Genomic DNA, 20,572 nt, shown 5'->3' on the forward strand with positions numbered 1-20,572 from the left:
GGCCAACAGCGCGAATGCGCCATGCGGCGTTACGGGTTCAACGCGGTGATCCGCTCGGCAACCAGCCGCTGCAGCCGCCACAGATGGCGATCGTGAATGCCGCGCTCTTCAAGGTTTTTCACCGTGTTGTAGAGATAGTCGGCGCCCGATCCCCAGTGCCCGCAGGACGTGGCCAGCCTTTCGACGATCTTGCCTTCGTCGAGCGGGCCGGAATAGGTCAGGCCGTTGCGGTTGATCACGAAGGCCAATGCCCTGAGCGGTCCGGCCTCGCTTGCAAGCTTCAGCATGCGCGGCCGGTAGCTTGTCGGCTTCAGCGTGACTTCGCGCCGGAAAAGCCGGCCCAACTGCTCGCGCCGGTTATTGTCGGTCAGCCGAAAGGCGACGCCCTTGCATTGTCCGCCACGGTCCAGCGCCATCATCAGGCCGGGGCTGACCTTGGTGCCGCGCCAGCGCGTCATGTTCATGCAAAAGGACCGATGCCAGCCGCGCGCCAGCGCAACGCGGTCCTCGACATAATCTATTTCCGGTTTCCAGATCAGCGATCCATAGCCGAACAGCCATAGCGGTTCGCTATCCGGGAGTTCGACCTGCAATTCATCCAGAAGCGCGTCATAGTCGGCTTCATCGAGATGCATCGCGTCCGGATCAGGCCCGGGGTCCCTGATCTCGCGCCAGCAGCGCGCGACCAGCTCCGGCGTAAGCGACATCTGTCGTGCGGCCACGTCCGAATCCCCCCAATTCCGAATGTCCCATGTCCACGACATGATTATGCGCCGCGCCTGCAACCGGCAATGCGGCACTCTGATTGACAAACGATTTGCCGGGGTGTCGGCTGACGCTTCATAGGAAGCCAGCCATGCATCCCAACCCGAGCGAGCGCGACCCCTATAACGGCCTGAGCCGGGCCGAACCGACGCTACCGTCATCGGCCTATTGGGATAGCGAGGCTTACCAGCGCGATCTCGAGGCCATCTGGTACAAAAGCTGGCTGCTCGTCTGCCGCGAGGCCGATCTTGCCCAGCCTTTGGCATTCAGGACATTCCGCGTCGGCACGCAGGAAATCGTCGTGCTTCGCGACGACACCGGCGAGTTGCGCGCCTTCCACAACACCTGCCGGCATCGCGGCTCGCAGCTTTGCCAGGAAAGCGAGGGCCGGCTGAAAGCGCGGCTCATCACTTGCCCCTACCATGCCTGGTCCTACTCGCTGCGCGGCGATCTCGTGCGCGTTCCCTCGAAATCGCTGCCAGATGGTTTCGACAAGGCAGATCATCCGCTCTACCGGGTGGCGCTGTCGGTGTGGCGCGGCTTTGTCTTTGTGAACCTTCAGCAGGCGACGGCCGGCTCCGCCGAGACCTCCTTCGATCCCGCATCCGGCGACCTCGCCAACTGGCCGCTGGAAACGCTGGTATCAGGCCATGTCCTGCGCAAGGTGATGAACTGCAACTGGAAGATCTTCTGGGAGAACTTCAACGAGTGCCTGCATTGCCCAGGCGTCCACAAGGACCTGTCTCGGCTGGTGCCGATATACGGCCGCGGCCTGATGAGCCGGCACGACGACCCCGACTGGGTCCGCCATGCCGACAATGACGCACCGGAGTTTTCGGGTGGCCTGCGCGCCGGCGCCGAGACCTGGTCGCGCGACGGACATGCCCATGGCCCGGTCTTCCCGGGCCTGACGCCAGCCGAGCGTGCGGCCGGACAGACCTATGCCACCAGCCTGCCCTCGATGTTCATCGTCGGCCATGTCGATTATGTCAGGACGGTGCGACTGATGCCGCTCGGTCCCGAACAGACCGAACTCACCGCCGAATGGCTGTTCGCGCCCGAGGCGCTGGCTGAGACGGACATCGACAATGTCGTCGCCTTCGGCACCCAGGTGCTGGAGGAGGATGCCGCGATCTGCGAGATCAACCAGAAAGGCCTGCGCTCCATGCGTCACGCGGCCGGCGTGCTGATGCCGGAGGAGTACGATCTGCACCGCTTCCACAACTGGGTGCGCGAGCGGCATGCAGCGCTTGAGGCAACCGCCTGATCGGCGACTAAAGCGACTTCGGCAGATAGCGCCAGGTGATAAAGCCGCAAACAGCGGCCAGAATGCCCAGCGTCACGAACACCGAGCCGAGGCCGAAAAACGCCAGCACCACCGAATAGACCAGCGGCGGCGTCAGCTCGGAAAAGTCGAGATAGGTGCGGTAGACCGCGGCCATCTGCGCCCGCTCATAGGACCGCACCGAGCGCATGAAGGCGGTCGAGCCCAGTGCATCGAGCGCGATGGTGAAGAAGGCGCCGCAGAGCAGGAAAAAGCCCGTAAGCAGCGGCGCGGTAGTGCCGACCGCGCCCGCCGCAAGCAGCGTCGCCGACATCGCGAAATAGGCGAAGGTCATGGTGCGCCGGCCGCCGAAGCGTTTTCCCGCTTTGCCCCAGAAGATCGCCATGAACAACAGCGCATTGCCGGCCGAAACCAGCAGGCCGCCGGCAAGCTTGCCCTCGCCGGTAATCACCATGAACAGCGGCCCGTAGACGAAGAACGTCGTCCAGAAGCAGGAGCGGCCGAAGGCGATCAGCCAGGCCAGCCTGAGCCTGGGTTGTGCTACGAAGCGGCCGATATTGGCCAGCGGATTGGCCGGCCGTGTCTTGCCCGGCCGGATCGACCGGTTGTCGCCCAGCCTGTAGGTCCAGAACAGCGCCAGCAAGGCCAACGCAAACACCGCGACCGCGCCATGCGCGGCATAGATGCCGTAGCGTGTGTAGAGGAAGATGCCGAGTGTCGGCCCGCCGGTCCAGGCCAGCATCGACCACGCCATGCGCAGCGATTCGGCCTGCATGAAATCGGTCTTGCGGATGTGGTCCATGATGTAGAGGTTGAGCGTGATCGACAGGGCGCTCGCCCCCATGACGCGGCACAGCATGCCTGTCAGTTGCCCGGCAAGCGTGTGGGTGACGAAGAACAGCGAGCCTATCGCCAGCAGGCAGGCGCCGGCGGTATAGACCCAGCGCCGGGCAAACCTGCGGATCAACATCGGCATGAACAAGGTCACCGACAGGCCGAGCAGCGCCACGATGGTGTAGAGGATCGAGACGATCTGCTCGTTGTGCAGAATCTCATAAGCCTGGATCGGGATGACGCTCGATACCGTGGCGCGGGCGAAGGATTCGACCGCATAGAGCGAGGCAAAGGTGCGGGCATCCGCCGGACGCAGGGCCGGAAGCCAGATCGGATGGCGCACATGGGTGGACATTTGATCCCCAAATCAGACTCGCGGCGTCAAATCTGCGCTGGCGCTTCCTCCGCCGGTAACAGGAAACCGACCCCTTCCCGGCAAAAAGCGAATTCGGCCAAAGGCTTTCCGGCTCTGGCCTAAAGCGCCGCCCGATGCAGCCGCACGGCGCGACCCGGAGCGTAGAGGGCGGCCTTCTTTTGTCCGGTGCAACCGTGATAGTCGTCTTTGGGGCTGAATCAGATCGCGAGACCATGAGCATCCATACCGCACCCCCTGGAGATCAACTGAAGCGAGATCAACCGAAGCGCATCGTCGCCATCGATGTCGTACGCGGCATCGCGCTGATCGCCATGGCGAGCTACCACTTCACCTGGGATCTCGAAAATTTCCACTACACCGATCCCGGCCTCACCGCCGTCGGCTGGTGGAAGATCTATGCGCGCTGCATCGCCTCGACCTTCCTGTTCCTGGTCGGCGTCAGCCTGTTTCTCGCGCATGGCAGGCAGATCCGCTGGACCGGCTTCTGGAAACGCTTTGCCATGGTCGCCGTCGCGGCCGCCGCTATATCGGCGGTCACGTACTTCATCACGCCGGACAGCTTCATCTTCTTCGGCATCCTGCACGAGATCGCGCTGGCCAGCCTGCTCGGCCTTTTGTTCTTGCGGCTGCCGTCCTTGCTGACGCTTGTCGTGGCGGCGGTGGTGATCGCCGGGCCGATCTATTTCCGATCCGAAGCCTTCGATCATCCGGCGCTGTGGTGGGTCGGCCTATCGGCGATCAACCCGCGCTCCAACGATTACGTGCCGCTGTTTCCCTGGTTCGGCGCCGTACTTCTCGGCATCGCCGCGGCAAAGTTTGCGTCCACCACCGGCCTGCTGGCGCGGCTGGCCACGCTGGGATCAGGAAGCTGGACCAGGCCGCTCACCTTCATCGGCCGCCACAGCCTGGCTTTCTATCTGATCCACCAGCCGCTGCTGTTCGGCTGCGTCTGGCTGTTCTCGCAGATCGCGCCGGCGCCGGTCGAGACACGGGAAGTGGTCTTCCTCAAGGAATGCCAGGTATCCTGCGAACAGCAGCGCGACACGGAGTTCTGCACCAGCTATTGTGTGTGCATGCTGGACACGCTGCAAAGCGAAGCGGCATTCGACCGGCTCTACAATGGTGACCAGACCCCGGAGTTCAAAGCGCATCTCGGTGAACTCGCCGGCATCTGCACCGCAAGGACGGAGGAGAGTCCGATGACGCAGGGAGGGCAACAATGACCGACAAGCTCACAAAACCCGGGCTGGCAAAACCCGATCTACCGAGACCACGGCTGATCCCATGGCCGCCGCTGATCTACATCGCCGCCATCGCCATCAGCATCGCGCTCGGCCTGTTCTATCCCCTGCCCTGGATCGGCGACCTCTTGGGCGACCTTTTGTTTGCCGCCGGCTTTGTGGTGCTGTTTGCCGTCGCAGCCCTCTGGTTCACCGCTATCCGCACCATGATCCGGGCCAAAACGACGATGAACCCCAATGGCGTGCCGGATCATCTGGTGACGTCCGGCCCGTTCGGCGTGACTCGCAACCCGATGTATCTGGCCAACACGCTGCTTTTGATCGGCGCCGCCTTCGTCTCGGGGATCATATGGTTCCTGCCGCTGGCCCTGATCGCGGCTTTTGCAACGCAGAAGGTCGCCATCGAGAGCGAGGAGAAGGTGCTGTTCGCCAAATTCGGCAAGAAGTACCGCGACTATACGAAGCGGGTGCGCCGGTGGATTTGAGGCGGGTGTGATCGCTGGCAGGGTTCGCATGCCTTGGCGACTAGCCGAACGCCCATCTCTTCGTCATCCACGGGCGGAGCAAGGAGCGTAGCGACGCAGCACAGACCCGAGGATCCATGCCGCGACGTACAGCAGTTGCCACGGTCCAGAATTCTGCACCGCTGCACTCCACGGCCAATGTCACGGAATGGATTCTAGGGTCTCCGCGACGGAGCCTCGCTCCTGCTTCGCCCTAGAATGACGAAGTGTGGAAGGGCTCCGCTAATCGCGAACGTTTGCGACGGGCGCGCAAACGCTCGACGATCCGCTCAGGTATTTACCCCCAACTCCACCAGCCGCTCGACGCAAGACTCCTCCGCCTGGTCGAGCTCCGCCAGCGTCTCCTCGAGATCGCGGCGCTTCTGGCGCAAATCCTCGCGCTTTTCCTCGATGCGCTTGATCATCAGGTTGAGTTGACCGACCTCGCCGGGCGGTTCCTTGTACATCTGGATGATTTCGCGGATCTCGTTGATCGAGAAGCCGAGCCGTTTTCCGCGCATGATCTGACGGATCAGATGCCGGTCAGATGGGCGAAACAGCCTTGTGCGGCCCCGCCGGACCGGTTGCACCAGCCCCTCGTCCTCATAGAAGCGCAGCGTCCGCGTCGACACGTCGAATTCGCGGGTCAGTTCGGTGATCGAATAATATTCCCGCATCTTTGCTCCAAATGTCGGAACATCGGAAAACGCCCGGTCGCCCGGGATTTCCAACGCATTCCGATCAACCCCGTTCCAAGCCGGACTCGGCACGAAACCCCGCGCAAGCCTCGCACCACATTTACGTAAAAGTCAATTGAACCCGCAACGCCTCTTTCTCAAGGGATAGCGAACCACCAGGTGGCCAGCCCGAGGAAGGCAAAGAAGCCAACGACGTCGGTGACCGTAGTGACGAAAACCGCCGACGCCACCGCCGGATCGATCTTGAACCGGTCGAGCAATAGCGGGATCAGGATACCGGCAAGGGCTGCCACGAACATATTGATGATCATCGCCGCCGCTATGATGCCGCCCAGATTGGCATCGCGGAACCAGACGGCCGCGACGATGCCGATCAGCACGGCGAAGATGATGCCGTTGATGGAACCCACGCCCATTTCGCGGCGGATGATGCGGCCGGCATTGTAGATGTCGAGATCCCTGGTCGCCAGCGCGCGTACCGTGACGGTCATGGTCTGCGAACCGGCATTGCCGCCCATGCCGGCCACGATCGGCATCAGCACGGCCAGTGCCACGATGTGCTCGATGGTGCGGTCGAACAGGCCGATCACCGACGCCGCCAGGAACGCCGTCAACAGGTTGACCAGCAGCCAAGGCACGCGCGAGCGCGAGGTCGAAAAAATGCTGTCGGACAACTCTTCGTCGCCGACGCCGCCCATGCGCAGCAGATCTTCCTCGGCCTCCTGCTGGATGACGTCGACGACGTCGTCGATGGTCAGCACGCCGACCAGCCGCTCGTTCTCGTCGACGACGGCGGCGGACAGAAGATCGTATTGCTCGAAGTCCCGCGCCGCCTCTTCCTGGTCCATGGTGGCCGGAATGGCGTGCCTCGTCTCGTGCATCACGTCTCCGACCTTGGTCGTGCGCTTGGTGCGCAGGATCTGGTCGAGGTCGATGGCGCCGAGCAACTTGAAGCTTGGATCGATGACGAAGATCTGGCTGAAGCGCTCGGGCAGGTTCTTGTCTTCGCGCATGTAGTCGATGGTCTGGCCTATGGTCCAGAACGGCGGCACGGCGACGAACTCGGTCTGCATGCGGCGACCGGCCGTCTCTTCCGGGTAGTCGAGCGAGCGGCGCAGCCTGATCCGCTCGGTGAACGGCAACTGCGACAGGATCTCGTCCTGGTCTTCCTTTTCAAGGTCTTCGAGAATGTAGACCGCGTCGTCGGAATCGAGGTCCTGCATGCCCTGGGCAATTTGCTCATTGGGCATATTGTCGACGATATCGCGGCGGATCGCCTCGTCGACCTCGGTCAGCGACGAGAAGTCGAAGTCGGCGCCGAGCAGTTCGACAAGGGCGCGACGCTGTTCGGGGTGCAGGGCCTCGAGCAGATCGCCAAGTTCCGACTGGTGCAGGTCGTCGACTTCGCGCTTCAGCGTCAGCGTATCGCGATCGGCGATCGCCGCCCCGATCTGGGCGAGGAATGATGACAGGACGGCGCCGTCCTCGCCATAGATGTCGGCGTGGGCATCGTCAGCGGCTTTGGCGCCGGTCGTGTGGTCGTCCTGGCGTTCCACCAGCGGCTCCCGCCATGGGAATTTCGGAAAAGGTGCCTGTCAGGTCTAGCGCGCAACGCACGGGAATATCAAACGAAATGCGCCCCGCCCTGCATATGGGCGAGAGTGATTTCATCAGGATATGACTCCGCCCAGGCTTCAGCCGGCGCGACAGCACATGTCGCTGGGGAAAGAGCACCCCAGCACGGTTGGGGCAGAATTGTCATGATGCAGGTCCAGGCAAAGGCCGGACCCGCCCAGGCGACAACCAGAACAGCCGGAAGCCCTTGAAGATCAGGTCGCAGACGCAGAAGGCAATCGAGGAACGGCGCGTACGCGTGGTCGTCGCCGAACGCAATCCGCTCGTCATATCGGCCCTGCGCGACATGCTGGACTGCGACGGGCGCTTCGATCTCAGGGCCTGCGTGCAAAGCGGCAGGCATTTTCTGGAATTGGCAGCGGAAGGCGAATTCGACGTCGCCGTTATCGGCTGGAAGCTCTCCGACATGGACGGCGCCGATGTGCTGGCCGAGGTTCACAGCCGCAAGCTCGGCGTGCGCATCGCGGTGTTTTCCAACGACCACGACATCGGCATCCTGAAGCAGTGCGTGCGGCTCGGCGCCCAGGGCTACTGCTTCCAGTTCGACGATCCGGCGATCATCTTCGAGACCATCCTGGCCGTCGCGCATGGCCGCATCTGCATCCCCTACATCGACATCAACAAGGTCAACGACACACCCTTGTCGCTGCTCACCGTGCGCGAGCGCGAGCTGCTGGCGGTGCTGTCCGACGGCTGGACCAATCTGCAGATCGCGACGCGCACCGGGATTTCGGAGAACACGGTGAAATACCACCTCAAGAATCTCTACGACAAGCTCGACGTCCGCAACCGGGCGATGGCCGTCGCGCTCTACGCGCGGGAGAGGCGTACCCAGAAGCAGCCGTTGGGGTAGGCGAGCGACTGGCCGCGGGTAGGTCACCCGGGTAGGCAACCCTCACCCGCGCGCGGCAAGATGTTACCCCTTGAGGTGTTGTTGCCATTAGCCGTCGAGACGAAACTACCCTCACCGCTTTGCTGGATCAGGAGGAGTTCGCGACATGGCCGGTTTCACCCATCTTTTCATTCCCGGACCGACCAACATCCCCGAACAGGTCCGGCAGGCGATGAACCTGCCGATGGAGGACATGCGTGCAGCATCCTTCCCCGATCTCACGCTACCGCTGTTCGAAGACATCAAGACGGTGTTCAAGAACGAGATCGGCCGCGTTTTCATCTACCCCTCCTCCGGCACCGGCGCCTGGGAAGCGGCGATGACCAATGTGCTCAGCCCCGGTGACCGCGTGCTGATGTCGCGCTTCGGCCAGTTCTCGCATCTGTGGGTCGACATGGCCGAACGGCTCGGCTTCGAGGTCGATGTCATCGACTGCGAATGGGGAACCGGCGTGCCGCTCGAGCTCTATGCCGAGCGGCTCAGGGCCGACAAGGCGCACCGCATCAAGGCAGTCTTCTGCACCCAAAACGAGACCGCGACCGGCGTGACCAGCGACGTCGCCGGCTGCCGCGCCGCGCTCGATGACGCCAACCACCCTGCTTTGCTCTTCGTCGACGGCGTCTCGTCGATCGGCTCGATCGACTTTCGCCAGGAGGAATGGGGCGTCGATTGCGCGGTTAGCGGCTCGCAGAAGGGTTTCATGCTGCCCGCCGGCCTCGGTTTCCTCTCCGTCAGCAAGAAGGCGCTGGTCGCCTCGCGGAGCGCCACCCACCGCCGCTGTTTCTTCTCCTTCGAAGATATGATCCGCGCCAACGATGCCGGCTACTTCCCCTATACGCCGGCTACGCAGCTGCTGCGCGGCCTGCGCGCCTCGCTCGACCTGATCGCCGAGGAAGGGCTGGAAAACATCTTCGCCCGCCACCATCGCCTCGCCGAAGGCGTGCGCAAGGCGGTCGACGCCTGGGGCCTGAAGCTCTGCGCCAAGACGCCTAAATGGCACTCCGACACCGTCAGCGCCATCCTGGTGCCGGACGGCGTCGACAGCGGCGATGTGGTCAAGCGCGCCTACCAGAAATACCAGACCGCGCTCGGCGGCGGCCTCAACAAGGTGATCGGCAAGGTCTTCCGCATCGGCCATCTCGGCTGGCTGAACGAGGTGATGGTGCTGGCCTCGCTCTCGGCCGCCGAAATGGCGCTGCTCGACTGCGGCGTACGGCTGGCGCCCGGCTCCGGCGTCGGCGCCGCCATCCAGCACTTCCGCGCCTCGGCCGCCGTGCCGGTCGCCGAAGCCGCCTGAGGAGCCGACAATGAGCCACACCATCAACCACCTCAAGAAATTACGGCTGCAGCGCAGCGAGCTGGCGGTTCCAGGCTCCAGCCCGGAAATGATCGACAAGGCGGCCAACAGCGCCGCCGACTTCATCTTCCTCGACATCGAGGATGCGGTCGCCCCGCCCGACAAGGAACGCGCCCGCAAGAACATCATCCAGGCGCTCAACGACATCGACTGGCGCGCCAAGGGCAAGACCGTCTCGGTGCGCATCAACGGCCTCGACACGCACTACATGTACCGCGACGTGGTTGACGTCATGGAGCAGGCCGGTGACCGGCTGGACACCATTTTGGTGCCGAAGGTCGGCGTGCCGGCCGACCTCTACATGGTCGAGGCCATGGTCAACCAGATCGAGATGGCAAAGGGTTTCAGGACCCGCGTCGGCCTCGAAGCGCTGATCGAGACCGCGCTCGGCATGGCCAATGTCGAGGCGATTGCCGCGACACCCGGCCGGCTGGAAGCCATGCATTTCGGCGTCGCCGACTATGCGGCAAGCTGCAAGGCGCGCACGGTCAACATTGGCGGCCTCAACCCCGACTATCCCGGCGATCAGTGGCATTTCGCTCTGTCGCGCATGACCGTCGCCTGCCGCGCCTATGGCTTGCGCGCCATTGACGGGCCGTTCGGCGACTTCTCCGATCCTGAGGGCTACATCGCTGGCGCCAGGCGCGCGGCGGCGCTGGGCATCGAAGGCAAGTGGGCGATCCACCCCTCGCAGATCGCGCTTGCCAACGACGTCTTCTCTCCACCGGAAAAAGAGGTCACCCGCGCCCGGCGCATCCTCGAAGTGCTGAAGGAGGCGGAGGCGCAGGGCAAGGGAGCGGCCGCACTCGACGGCAAGATGATCGACGCAGCGTCGGAACGCATGGCGCGCAATGTTCTGGTGGTCAACGAGGCAATCGAACGGGCCAGCCAATTCTCTAGCGAGCCGCGCGTCGCCACGCATTGACTGTTCAGGGAGGACAAAATGGACATCCACGAATATCAGGCCAAGGAACTGCTGGCACGCCACGGCGTGCATGTGCCGCGCGGCGGGCTGGCCTACAGCCCCGAGCAGGCGACCTACAGGGCCCGCGAGATCGGCGGCGCCAAATGGGTGCTGAAGGCGCAGGTGCATTCCGGCGCCCGCGGCAAGGCCGGCGGCATCAAACTGTGCGCCAATGACGAGGAGATTTCCAGCGCGGCCGAGGGCATGCTCGGCCGCAAGCTGGTGACACAGCAGACCGACCCGCGCGGCAAGCTGATTTCGCGCCTCTATCTCGAGGAAGCCGTCGACATAGCGCAGGAGCTCTATGTCGGCTTCGTGCTCGACCGCAAGGAAGAGCGCGTCATGATCGTGGCGTCCGCTGCCGGCGGCATGGAGATCGAGGACATCGTCGAGAAGGCACCGAACTCCATCCTGCGCACATCGGTCGATCCCGGCGTCGGCATGCAGCGTTTCCAGGCGCGCGAGATCGCCTTCGGGCTCGGCCTCGACCACAATCTGATCGGCAAGGCGACCGAAACCATCTTCGCCTGCTATCAGGTGTTCCGCGACTACGACGCCTCGATGCTGGAGATCAATCCGCTGGTGGTGACCCGCGACGGCAATCTGATCGCGCTCGACGCCAAAATGTCGTTCGACGAGAACGCGTTGTTCCGCCGGCCGGAAATCTCCGAGCTGCGCGACAAAAGCCAGGAAGATCCGCGCGAAACTTTTGCCAGCGACCGTGGCCTCTCCTATGTCGGCCTCGACGGCAACATCGGCTGCATCATCAATGGCGCAGGGCTCGCCATGGCGACCATGGACATGATCAAGATCGCCGGCGGCGAACCGGCCAACTTCCTCGACATCGGTGGCGGCGCCTCGCCCGAGCGGGTGGCGAAATCCTTCCGCGCCGTGCTCGGCGACAAGAATGTCGAGACCATCCTGGTCAACATCTTTGCCGGCATCAACCGCTGCGACTGGGTCGCCGAAGGCGTCATCAAGGCGATCCGCGAGGTCGGCGTCAACGTGCCGCTGGTGGTCCGTCTCTCCGGCACCAGGGCCGAGGAAGGCCGCCGCATCCTGGCTGATTCCGGCGAGGCGGTGATCGTTGCCGGCACGCTTGCAGAAGCCGCCGAAAAAGCCGTCGCCGCATGGCGCTCGGCCACCAAGAAAAAAGCAGCCTAGAGCCGGATGATTTCAGGTCGAATCGACCTGAAATCTGAATCCGTCTCTAAAATCAAACAGATGGAGCATGATGTCGTCCGAAAACCGCTTCACACTTTTCGGCATCATGCTCTAGGGAGGTCGAGAAAATGGCAATCCTGCTCAACCGCAGCACCCGCGTCATCGTCCAGGGGTTCACCGGCAAGATCGGCAGCTTCCATGCCGACGACATGAAACGCTATGGCACCAAGCTGGTCGGCGGCGTCACCCCCGGCAAAGGCGGCCAGAAGCATCTCGGCCTGCCTGTCTTCAACACGGTCAAGGGCGCGGTGCGCGAGACCCGCGCCGAGGCCAGCATCGTCTTCGTGCCGCCGCCCTTTGCCGCCGATTCGATCATGGAAGCGGCGGACGCCGGCATTAAACTCTGCGTCTGCATCACCGACGGCATCCCGTCGCAGGACATGATGCAGGTCAAGCGCTACATGCTGCGCTACCGCTACGAGGACCGCATGCGGCTGATCGGCCCGAACTGCGCCGGCGTCATCACGCCCGGACAGGCGCTGATGGGCATCATGCCCGGCAGCATCTACCTCCCCGGCCGCGTCGGCATTGTCGGCCGCTCGGGAACCCTGGGCTACGAGGCGGCGTCGCAGATGAAGTCGCTCGGCATCGGCGTCTCGACCAGCGTCGGCATCGGCGGCGACCCGATCAACGGCTCCTCCTTCAAGGACGTGCTGAAACTGTTCGAACAGGATGACGACACCGACGCCGTGGTGATGATCGGCGAGATCGGCGGACCGCAGGAAGCCGAAGCCGCGATCTGGGCGCGCGACAACATGAGGAAGCCGCTCATCGCGTACATCGCCGGCCTCTCCGCCCCCAAAGGCCGCCGCATGGGCCACGCCGGCGCCATCATCTCGGCCTTCGGCGAGTCTGCGCAGGAAAAGGTCGAAATCCTGAAAGACGCCGGGGTGATCATCGTGCCGACGCCGTCCTCGTTCGGCGAGGTGGTGGCGGATACGCTTGCGGGGATGAAGAAGGCGGCGTGACAGCAGCCCCCGAGTCCGACTGCGCCAGCCCGAACCTCAGGCAGCCTTGTCGGCTGCCGGCTTCGCGACCTTGGTGCGGGTGGCGCTGCGGCGGCCGTCGACGCTGACCGGAACGTCGCCGTCGACCGTGGCGCGACGCACCACCCGGTGCTGGTCGCCATAGTCGTTGACGGCGTAGTGCTGCGTCGCGCGGTTGTCCCAGATCGCCACATCGCCGGCCTTCCAGCGCCAGCGCACGGTGTTCTCCGGCGCCGTGACATAGGACTGGAAAACCTCGTAAAGCTTCGCCGAATCGCTTTTGGAAAGGCCGATCAGCCGTTGCACGAAATTGCCGAGCAGCAGCGTGCGCTCGCCTGTTTCGGGATGGACGCGGACGACGGGATGCTCGGTCTCGTAGATCGTCGAGGTGAAGATTTCCTCGAAGTGCTTCTTTTCCGCAGCACTCGCACGCGGCCGCACCGCGGCGTAATCGTAGGCGTTGCTGTGCACCGCCCAGAGATTGTCGGCCAGCAGCTTCAACGGCTCGGGCAGGTCCTGATAGGCGGCCGCGGTGTTCGACCAGATGGTGTCGCCGCCGGCCGGCGGTATGACGACGCCGCGAAGAACGGAGAATTTCGGATAGGCGTCGACGAAGGTGACATCGGTATGCCATTGGTCGGCGCGACCGCCGCCACGGCTGGAATCGAGTTCGAGAATGGACGCCGTTCCCTTGACGGGACCTTGGGTCGGATGCGGGACGAGGTCGCCGAGACACTGGGCAAAGCGCTCCTGCCCGGCATCGTCGAGATGCGCCTGGTCGCGGAAGAACACCACCTTGTGCCGCAACAGGATCTGGTTGATCGCGCGACCGTCTGCTGCGGCAGGTCGCCGGAGAGCCGAATGTTCCTGATCTCTGCGCCGACGCGTCCGGTAAGCGGGACAATATCGGCATCCGGGATGATCTGCTCTACGGGGGTAAGTCTGGTCATGGGAACCTCTTCCTCTAAAGCCGCGGGGCTGCTGGCAATGCTCCGCCGTCTGCCGGCCGCATAGCGATCGGCGAGCAACTCCCTCATCGGGAGCCGACTTGCTTGGTAACGAGAGCACTGATCTCAACTCAGGAGGCGAAGGCCGCCAAGGCTGGCGAGCAGTACCGAGATCCCATTCAAAGCGTAATTCTACAAATTCCATAGACATTTCTTTTCAAAGTTCGGCGGCCCTGAGAAAAATGCCTTCTGTCCAATTCGTTCGTGAGCAGCAGGCGGTGGAGCGCTGCGCGACGCGGCCCGCACCAGTAGTGACGCTGTCGTATCCCCTTCGATATTGGAGATGGCGGGTGAATTGCATGCCTGATATTGATGGCTTCCACGCATCACGCAGGCGCCGAGATGACAGACTCCGATAAGGCTGACGCTGTCGAGCAATTGCTCGATACGCCTGACCTCGCCACCGCGCTGGAAAGCGACCAGTTCAAGAAATTTCTCGACCAGATGCCGATCGCGATCGCCGTCTCTGAATTGATCGCGAAGGAACGTGTCGTCTACGCCAATCCCGAATTCGAGAAGCTCTCGGACCTCAAGGCGCCGAAGCTTGCGCGGGAAAACTGGGCGGCCCTTTCCGGCAGGGGGCTTCATCGGCAGAAGGACAGGCCGCTCGCCGAGGCTGTCGTTGAAGACACCGATTTCGTCGGCACATTTCGTCTTGAGCGCGGCGAGGACAAGCCGGCAATCGTCGACGTTTATTCCAACGTTATCGAGGACGACAACGGCAAGCTCTGCTTCCGGCTGGTGGCGCTTGTCGACGTCACGGCACACGGCGAGACCGAGGACCCGCGACCCGCGGAGGAGCTCATCCGGGAGAAGGACACCCTGTTGCGCGAACTGCAGCACCGGGTGAAAAACAACCTGCAGATGATCACCGCTTTGATCCGGATGGAAACCCGCAACGCCACCGAACCGGACCAGAAGCGTTTCGAAAGGCTTGCCGGCCGGGTAGACGCATTGGCAATCCTCTACCAGACCTTGTCGGCTGACCAGCAGAAGGATGAGGTGGATCTTGGCGTGTATCTTAGCCAGATCGCGTCCGCCGTCATGGCGTCGCACGCAGTCGAAGGTATCCGCCTCGACCTTAAGGTGGATACCTATCCGGTATCCATCAACGTTGCCATGCCGACAGGCCTGGTCGTCAATGAGTTGCTGACCAACGCTCTCAAACATGCATTCGTCGGGCGCGACGGCGGCACGATCACGCTGCACAGCGTCGTCAGCGGCGATGGTTGCCGGGTGACTGTCGCCGATGATGGGATCGGTCTGCCGACGGGTGAGACCTGGCCCAGGCCAGGCAAGCTCGGCTCCCTGATCGCGCGGTCGCTGACCGAAAATGCCAAGGCGCAATTCGACGTCAAGTCGAGTGCCGGCGAGGGAACCAAGGTCACCATCGTCTTCAAGCGATCGGCGGCGACGGACTGAGGCTATGTAACGACGCGCCGACAAATCCCGGCCGGACAGGTGCTTCGGGCGCTCGCGGGTGTGGCCTTAAGTCGCAAACGATTTGGCTGCAAAAGCGGGGCGCCGGGCTTCTTTGACGGTGCGATCAGCACCATATGTGGTCCACAGCCCTCCAAACGAGAGAAGCTAGCTCCGACGGGTCGCACCGCGGTCGTCAGCCGGCAATGGCTATGAACCAGGAAATTGAAAACCATCATGCGTGAAAATATCAGACCAGCGTCGAGAGACGTCCCCCTCATTCAGCTAGGCCTCAACCAGTGCCGCTTCCCGGTGAGCGAAGACCGGTTGGTACCCGGTGGTTACCGTTTTTGTGCCGGGCCGACGTCGCCGGATCGCGTCTACTGCGATCACCACCACACCGTCGTGACGGCCGTTGACCCTCGTCGAGCCCGTCCGGGTCTCCATTTCCCGCAACGACGCGCCGCTTAGGTCACCCACATCCCCTGCCCCGCCACCGGCAAAGCCGGGGACTCGGGTGCAGGAGGCTGGCCGGTGCGAGCCAAGCGGCGTTCGCGTGCGGCTCTGCGACCTCTTGTTGCAACTCTGCTGCGGCCGGTTCAAGCGCCAAAGGCGATGATTTGGCGTCGACGGCCTGAGAAGCCGCAATGATTTCAATGGCCGAAAAATTATGGTGCGGTCGAGAAGACTCGAACTTCCACGGGTTGCCCCACAGCGACCTCAACGCTGCGCGTCTACCAATTCCGCCACGACCGCCCGTGGTAGGAGCCGGAACGAACCGGCTCGCGGCGTGTAGCAAATCGTTTCCTGCGAAACAAGGGCGCGGCGCGCAATAATCGCCGCGAATTGGCATATCGGCCTCTACAGCGCCGCGCGTCCTGTGGGACGCGCAAAGGACGGCGAACTGGACGTTTCAGCCGGATACCGCCATATGAAGGGCAAATGCATTTGACCCCAGAGCGCAAGGCGGTTTCGCCAAGCCGGTGTGCATCACGCGAAAAACGAAAAAGCCATGACCGAACGCAGCCAGATCGCCACGTCGTTCCTGCCCTTGCCGGGTTCGGCGCCGGTCGAATGGCGCATCGAGCCCGGCCTGACCGGCTACACCGATGCGCTGGCCCTGATGGAAGCGCGCGCCGAGGCGATCCGCACGGGTGCGGCCGCCGAGATGGTCTGGCTGGTCGAGCATCCGCCGCTTTACACCGCCGGCACCAGCGCCCGCATCGAGGACTTGATCGACCCCGACCGTTTCCCGGTCTTTGCCGCCGGACGCGGCGGCGAATACACCTATCACGGGCCGGGGCAGCGGGTTGCCTATGTCATGCTTGACCTGAAGCGCCGGCGCGAGGATGTGCGCGCCTTCGTCGCCGCGCTCGAGCAGTGGATCATCGGCACGCTTGCCGCCTTCAATGTGCGCGGCGAACGCCGCGAGGACCGCGTCGGAGTTTGGGTGGTGCGGCCCGATCGCCCTTCCCTGCCCGACGGCTCGCCGGCCGAAGACAAGATCGCCGCCATCGGCATCAGGCTGCGGCGCTGGGTGAGCTTTCATGGCATCGCCGTCAATGTCGAGCCGGATCTCAGCCATTTCAGCGGCATCGTGCCATGCGGCGTGTCGGATCACGGCGTCACCAGCCTCGTCGACCTCGGCCTGCCCGTGACCATGGGCGATTTCGACCTGGCGCTGAAATCCGCCTTCGAGGATGTTTTCGGGGCAGCGGAGTCAACTTCTGCAGAACCGGCTCGCAAGGCCGGCTGAGTCTCGCCTCGACCAACGCTCAAAGCAACCGCGCCGAGGCCCACAACAACCCGAAACCGTGAATGGCGAAGACGGCCAGCAGCGCGCCGGCCATGGCGAAACGGTCGAAGATGCGGATCGGCTTCAATTCGTGGCGCGGTTTTACCCCGCTACCCACTGTCATCAGGCTGAGGATGGCAAAGACGGCGCCTGCCACCAGCAGAAAGCTTTGGGAAAAGCCGGCCAGCCAGCCAAGCCACAGCAAGGCCGAGAGCAGGGAAAACGAGGCGAGCGCCAGGGCGACCGGCCCCGGGCAGATCTGGCGCAGTACCTGGCCGCCGTCGAATTTCCAAACCGGCACCAGATTGGCGATGTTGAACAATGCGGCAAAGCCGGCAAGCGTCGCCAGAAGGGCCGCGGCAAGCCGATGTCCCTCGCCGGACGCGAGCCCGCTGGCGACGATCAGCAGCGGAACCAGGAACGCGGAAAAGCCGGCGCCCATCAGCGCCACGAAGGCGACCTCGAAGCGGCTGTCATAAGGCCGGCCACCAATGGCGAGGCCGCCGAGCAGCGGGATAAAGATCATCCGCGCCTTGCGATGACCGGTCAGCCGAAAGGCCGCCATGTGGCCGAACTCATGCAGGGCGACCACCGAGGTCAGGATCGCGGCCAGCGCCAGGCCGCCGAGATTGAGCCCGAAGAACGGCCAAAGGATGAAAGCCGACAGAACGGCGAAACCGACCTGGCTCAGCGGATGCTCGAACCAGCCGCCCTTGCGATACTGTCCGGTCGTCGCCCAGACCTCCAGCTTGCCGAGCTCGCGGCGCATGGCGAAGTAGCGGAACACCAGGAAGGCTACGCCGCGATAGCGATCGGTCTGACTGAGCGTCACCCGCGTGCCGGCACCTTCCGAGGTGAGTTCAGCGGTCTCGTAAAAATCCTTCCAGAACGACGCGTCGAGCGCGGTATCCTCGATGACCCGCATCGAAAAACGACTGCCTTCGACGACGTCCTCGAAGCGCGACCTGCGCTCGATCGGCTGGCCGTCCCGGCCTTCCCACGACAGGAGGATGCGGGCCGTGCCCTGCCCGTCCAGCGGCTGGGCCGAGAGTATCTCGCCGGACCAGCCGGCATCGCTGCCGAGCGGCCACAGCGCCTGCCAGAGGCGCTGCCGGTCCATTGCGACCACGCGGCTGAGCCTCACCGTGCGCAAACCGAGCGGCGCGGTCATCAAAAGGAAAATCAATCCGAGATTACCGGCCACGAGAAGGGCCGTCACGATCGGCGACACCTAAGGTTTTGCTCCCTGTATTTGGCAGGGCACCCTAGCGGCACGGCGGCAAGAAAGGCTTAACGGCACCACGCCCTCCTGCCCGCCTAAAATACTGCGGCGAACAGCAGTTGCATCACATGGCGCCGATCCAGACGGCCATGGAAACCAGAAACGCACTCATGCACACCAACGAAACGACGTCCTGAACAAGATCGCTCATAACTCTCTCCTGTTGTTGCTATGTTCGTATTTTGTTCTAACTTTGTTCGAAAGTCAATGAGCGGAAAGCGGCATGCCGACGAATCCTGACAGCCGGTTTGGGCAGGGTTAAGGAAAGGTTGACGGGGTGACGGCAGTGCTGACGGAGGGCGCATCGCATGCCTTTGCGATCGGCCGACACGCACCAGTTGGGGCCTACAACGGAACGACCTTGCCGTCCGCCAGCGTCACCCGGCGGTCCATGCGCGAGGCGAGCTCGTGATTGTGGGTGGCAATCAGCGCGGCAAGGCCGGACTGCTTGACCAGCGCGCCAAGCGCCTCGAAGACATAGGACGCGGTGACCGGGTCGAGATTGCCGGTCGGCTCGTCGGCCAAAAGCAGCAAGGGCGCATTTGCGACCGCGCGAGCAATGGCGACGCGCTGCTGTTCGCCGCCGGACAGCTCCGACGGCCGGTGCGACGCGCGCTTGCCAATCTGCATATAGTCGAGCAGCTGTGCTGCGCGCTCCGACGCCTCCTTGCGCGAAAGCCCTTTGATCAGCTGCGGCATCATGATGTTTTCCAGTGCCGAAAACTCCGGCAGCAGATGATGGAACTGATAGACGAAGCCGACATCGTTGCGGCGGATTGCCGTGCGTTCGTCGTCGGAGAGCCGTCCGCAGGCGCGGCCGGCCAGAATGACGTCACCGGCGTCGGGGCGCTCGAGCAGGCCCGCCGTGTGCAGCAGCGTCGACTTGCCGGTGCCCGACGGCGCCACCAGCGCCACCATCTCGCCGCGCTTCAGCGAAAAGTCGGCGCCGTTCAAAATGGTGAGCTTGCGCGGCCCCTGGACATAGTGCCGCTCGACGCTCTTCAGCTCGATAATGATCTCGGACTTCATTCGTATCTCAAGGCCTCGACCGGATCGAGCCGTGCGGCGCGCCATGCCGGAAACACCGTTGCTAGGAAGGACAGGCCGAGCGCCATCAGGATGACATAGGTGGTCTCGCGCGGGTCCATCTTTGCCGGCAGCTGGCTGAGGAAATAGAGCTCCGGGTTGAACAGCACCTTGCCGGTCATCCAGGAGAAGAACTGGCGGATGGATTCGATGTTGGTGCAGATGAGCACCCCGAGCAGCACGCCGGCCAGCGTGCCGGTGACGCCGATCGCAGCACCCGTCATCAGGAAGATGCGCAGGATGGCGCCGCGCGAGGCGCCCATTGTGCGCAGGATGGCGATATCGTGGCCCTTGTCCTTCACCAGCATGATCAGGCCGGAGATGATGTTGAGCGCCGCCACCAGCACGATCAGCGTCAGGATCATGAACATGACGTTGCGCTCGACCTGCAGTGCTGAAAAGAACGTCTCGTTGCGCTGGCGCCAGTCGACCATGTCGATCGGCCGTTGCGCCGCCGCATCCACCAGCGGTTTCAGCGCGTCGACATTATCGGGATTGTCGACATAGATCTCGATCGTCTGCGCCCTGCCGTCCATGTTGAAATAGAGCTGCGCTTCGGAAAACGGCATGTAGACGATGGAGCTGTCATATTCCGACATGCCGACCTCGAAGATCGCCGCCACCTTGTAGCCCTTCAGCCGCGGCGTCGTGCCCATCGGCGTCACATCGCCGTCCGGCGAGATCAGCGTGATGGTGTCGCCGAGCACAAGGCCGAGATTCTCCGCCATGCGCTTGCCGATAGCGACGCCCTCGCCGGAGTCGAAGCCGTCAAGCGTGCCTTGCTTGACGTTCTGGGCGACGATGGCGATCTTGCCGAGGTCTTCGGCCCTGATACCGCGCACCAGCGCGCCCATGCCGCCGCCGACATTGCCTTGCGCCAGCACCTGGCCGTCGATCAGCGGTATCGCGTATTTGACGCCGGCCACGCCGTTGATGCGGGCGGCGACCTGCGCATAGTCCTCAAGCGGCGAATCCAGCGGCTGCACGATCAGATGGCCGTTGACGCCAAGGATGCGGGTCAGAAGTTCGGCTCGAAACCCGTTCATGACAGCCATGACGACGATCAGCGTGGCGACGCCCAGCATGACGCCGAGGAAGGAGATCGAGGCGATGACCGAGATCACCGTCTCCTTGCGGCGCGACCGCAAATAACGCCAGGCGACCATGCGTTCGAACATGGAGAACGGGCCGGCGACCGGAGACTTGGTGACCGGAGACTTGGC

The 20,572-nt window shown here is 63.4% G+C and carries 18 protein-coding genes, 1 tRNA gene and 1 pseudogene; 11 read left to right on the forward strand and 9 right to left on the reverse strand.

The genetic code is table 11. From position 1 onward, the window contains the following. Nucleotides 1-29 precede the first annotated feature (29 nt). Nucleotides 30-722: a gamma-glutamylcyclotransferase gene (locus NKJ76_RS14025; protein WP_031199063.1), complete on the reverse strand. Its 693-nt coding sequence runs from the start codon at nt 720-722 to the stop codon at nt 30-32. 134 nt (nt 723-856) lie between these two features. On the opposite strand from NKJ76_RS14025, the gene NKJ76_RS14030 reads away from it, so the two are divergent. Further along, nucleotides 857-2,032 carry an aromatic ring-hydroxylating oxygenase subunit alpha gene (locus NKJ76_RS14030; protein ID WP_023670786.1) on the forward strand — a complete coding sequence of 392 codons (1,176 nt, stop codon included), beginning with the start codon at nt 857-859 and terminating at the stop codon, nt 2,030-2,032. A 7-nt stretch (nt 2,033-2,039) separates the two neighbouring features. Here the strand turns inward: NKJ76_RS14030 and NKJ76_RS14035 are convergent, their stop codons facing one another. Beyond that, nucleotides 2,040-3,239: an MFS transporter gene (locus NKJ76_RS14035; protein ID WP_352445494.1), complete on the reverse strand. Its 1,200-nt coding sequence runs from the start codon at nt 3,237-3,239 to the stop codon at nt 2,040-2,042. Between the two features lie 233 nt (nt 3,240-3,472). Here NKJ76_RS14035 and NKJ76_RS14040 point away from each other — a divergent pair, with 233 nt between their 5' ends. Continuing rightward, complete coding sequence (locus NKJ76_RS14040) at nt 3,473-4,483, forward strand: acetyltransferase domain-containing protein (protein ID WP_352521993.1); 1,011 nt, start codon at nt 3,473-3,475, stop codon at nt 4,481-4,483. Further along, on the forward strand, nt 4,480-4,986 hold the full coding sequence (locus NKJ76_RS14045; RefSeq protein WP_352537687.1) for a methyltransferase family protein: 507 nt from the start codon (nt 4,480-4,482) through the stop codon (nt 4,984-4,986). The genes NKJ76_RS14040 and NKJ76_RS14045 overlap by 4 nt, the downstream gene beginning before the upstream one ends. 308 nt (nt 4,987-5,294) lie before the next feature. Here NKJ76_RS14045 and NKJ76_RS14050 read toward each other — a convergent pair whose 3' ends face one another. After that, nucleotides 5,295-5,681: a MerR family transcriptional regulator gene (locus NKJ76_RS14050; protein ID WP_023685221.1), complete on the reverse strand. Its 387-nt coding sequence runs from the start codon at nt 5,679-5,681 to the stop codon at nt 5,295-5,297. 158 nt (nt 5,682-5,839) lie between these two features. After that, nucleotides 5,840-7,258, reverse strand: coding sequence for a magnesium transporter (gene mgtE, locus NKJ76_RS14055; protein ID WP_023739127.1), 1,419 nt, complete (start codon nt 7,256-7,258; stop codon nt 5,840-5,842). A gap of 266 nt (nt 7,259-7,524) precedes the next feature. On the opposite strand from mgtE, the gene NKJ76_RS14060 reads away from it, so the two are divergent. From NKJ76_RS14060 to sucD, 5 genes are all read left to right on the forward strand, one after another. After that, nucleotides 7,525-8,190, forward strand: coding sequence for a response regulator transcription factor (locus tag NKJ76_RS14060; RefSeq protein WP_023739128.1), 666 nt, complete (start codon nt 7,525-7,527; stop codon nt 8,188-8,190). Between the two features lie 145 nt (nt 8,191-8,335). Next, nucleotides 8,336-9,526, forward strand: a complete 1,191-nt coding sequence (locus NKJ76_RS14065) for an aminotransferase class V-fold PLP-dependent enzyme (RefSeq protein ID WP_352537688.1) — start codon at nt 8,336-8,338, stop codon at nt 9,524-9,526. 10 nt (nt 9,527-9,536) lie between these two features. Further along, nucleotides 9,537-10,511 (forward strand): HpcH/HpaI aldolase/citrate lyase family protein, encoded by a 975-nt coding sequence (locus tag NKJ76_RS14070; RefSeq protein WP_023670793.1) that lies wholly within the window; start codon nt 9,537-9,539, stop codon nt 10,509-10,511. Between the two features lie 18 nt (nt 10,512-10,529). After that, nucleotides 10,530-11,714, forward strand: coding sequence for a malate--CoA ligase subunit beta (locus tag NKJ76_RS14075; RefSeq protein ID WP_023739131.1), 1,185 nt, complete (start codon nt 10,530-10,532; stop codon nt 11,712-11,714). A 128-nt stretch (nt 11,715-11,842) separates the two neighbouring features. Then, a complete protein-coding gene (sucD, locus tag NKJ76_RS14080; RefSeq protein WP_352499753.1) occupies nt 11,843-12,742 on the forward strand; it encodes a succinate--CoA ligase subunit alpha in 900 nt (299 codons plus the stop codon). A gap of 36 nt (nt 12,743-12,778) precedes the next feature. Here the strand turns inward: sucD and NKJ76_RS14085 are convergent. Continuing rightward, nucleotides 12,779-13,710 (reverse strand): annotated as a pseudogene (locus NKJ76_RS14085) (TauD/TfdA dioxygenase family protein). 399 nt (nt 13,711-14,109) lie between these two features. Between NKJ76_RS14085 and NKJ76_RS14090 the strand changes: the two are divergent. After that, nucleotides 14,110-15,189 (forward strand): sensor histidine kinase, encoded by a 1,080-nt coding sequence (locus tag NKJ76_RS14090; protein ID WP_023714319.1) that lies wholly within the window; start codon nt 14,110-14,112, stop codon nt 15,187-15,189. A gap of 234 nt (nt 15,190-15,423) precedes the next feature. Continuing rightward, the gene (locus tag NKJ76_RS14095) at nt 15,424-15,657 is read left to right on the forward strand and encodes a GcrA family cell cycle regulator (protein ID WP_081727347.1); all 234 of its coding nucleotides are present in this window, start codon (nt 15,424-15,426) and stop codon (nt 15,655-15,657) included. Nucleotides 15,658-15,857: 200 nt separating this feature from the next. Here the strand turns inward: NKJ76_RS14095 and NKJ76_RS14100 are convergent. Continuing rightward, a tRNA-Leu gene (locus tag NKJ76_RS14100) sits at nt 15,858-15,942 on the reverse strand. Nucleotides 15,943-16,198: 256 nt separating this feature from the next. Between NKJ76_RS14100 and lipB the strand changes: the two genes are divergently transcribed. Continuing rightward, nucleotides 16,199-16,942: a lipoyl(octanoyl) transferase LipB gene (gene lipB / locus NKJ76_RS14105; protein WP_352537689.1), complete on the forward strand. Its 744-nt coding sequence runs from the start codon at nt 16,199-16,201 to the stop codon at nt 16,940-16,942. Between the two features lie 19 nt (nt 16,943-16,961). Here the strand turns inward: lipB and NKJ76_RS14110 are convergent, their stop codons facing one another. The 3 genes from NKJ76_RS14110 to NKJ76_RS14120 form a co-directional block, all read right to left on the reverse strand. Continuing rightward, nucleotides 16,962-18,212, reverse strand: coding sequence for a site-2 protease family protein (locus NKJ76_RS14110; protein WP_352537690.1), 1,251 nt, complete (start codon nt 18,210-18,212; stop codon nt 16,962-16,964). A gap of 396 nt (nt 18,213-18,608) precedes the next feature. After that, nucleotides 18,609-19,292, reverse strand: a complete 684-nt coding sequence (locus NKJ76_RS14115; protein WP_023685211.1) for an ABC transporter ATP-binding protein — start codon at nt 19,290-19,292, stop codon at nt 18,609-18,611. Further along, nucleotides 19,289-20,527 carry a lipoprotein-releasing ABC transporter permease subunit gene (locus tag NKJ76_RS14120; RefSeq protein WP_031197678.1) on the reverse strand — a complete coding sequence of 413 codons (1,239 nt, stop codon included), beginning with the start codon at nt 20,525-20,527 and terminating at the stop codon, nt 19,289-19,291. Before NKJ76_RS14120 ends, NKJ76_RS14115 begins: the two co-directional genes overlap by 4 nt. Nucleotides 20,528-20,572 lie beyond the last annotated feature (45 nt).

The organism is Mesorhizobium sp. M0029 (assembly GCF_040323735.1).
GTDB lineage: Bacteria > Pseudomonadota > Alphaproteobacteria > Rhizobiales > Rhizobiaceae > Mesorhizobium.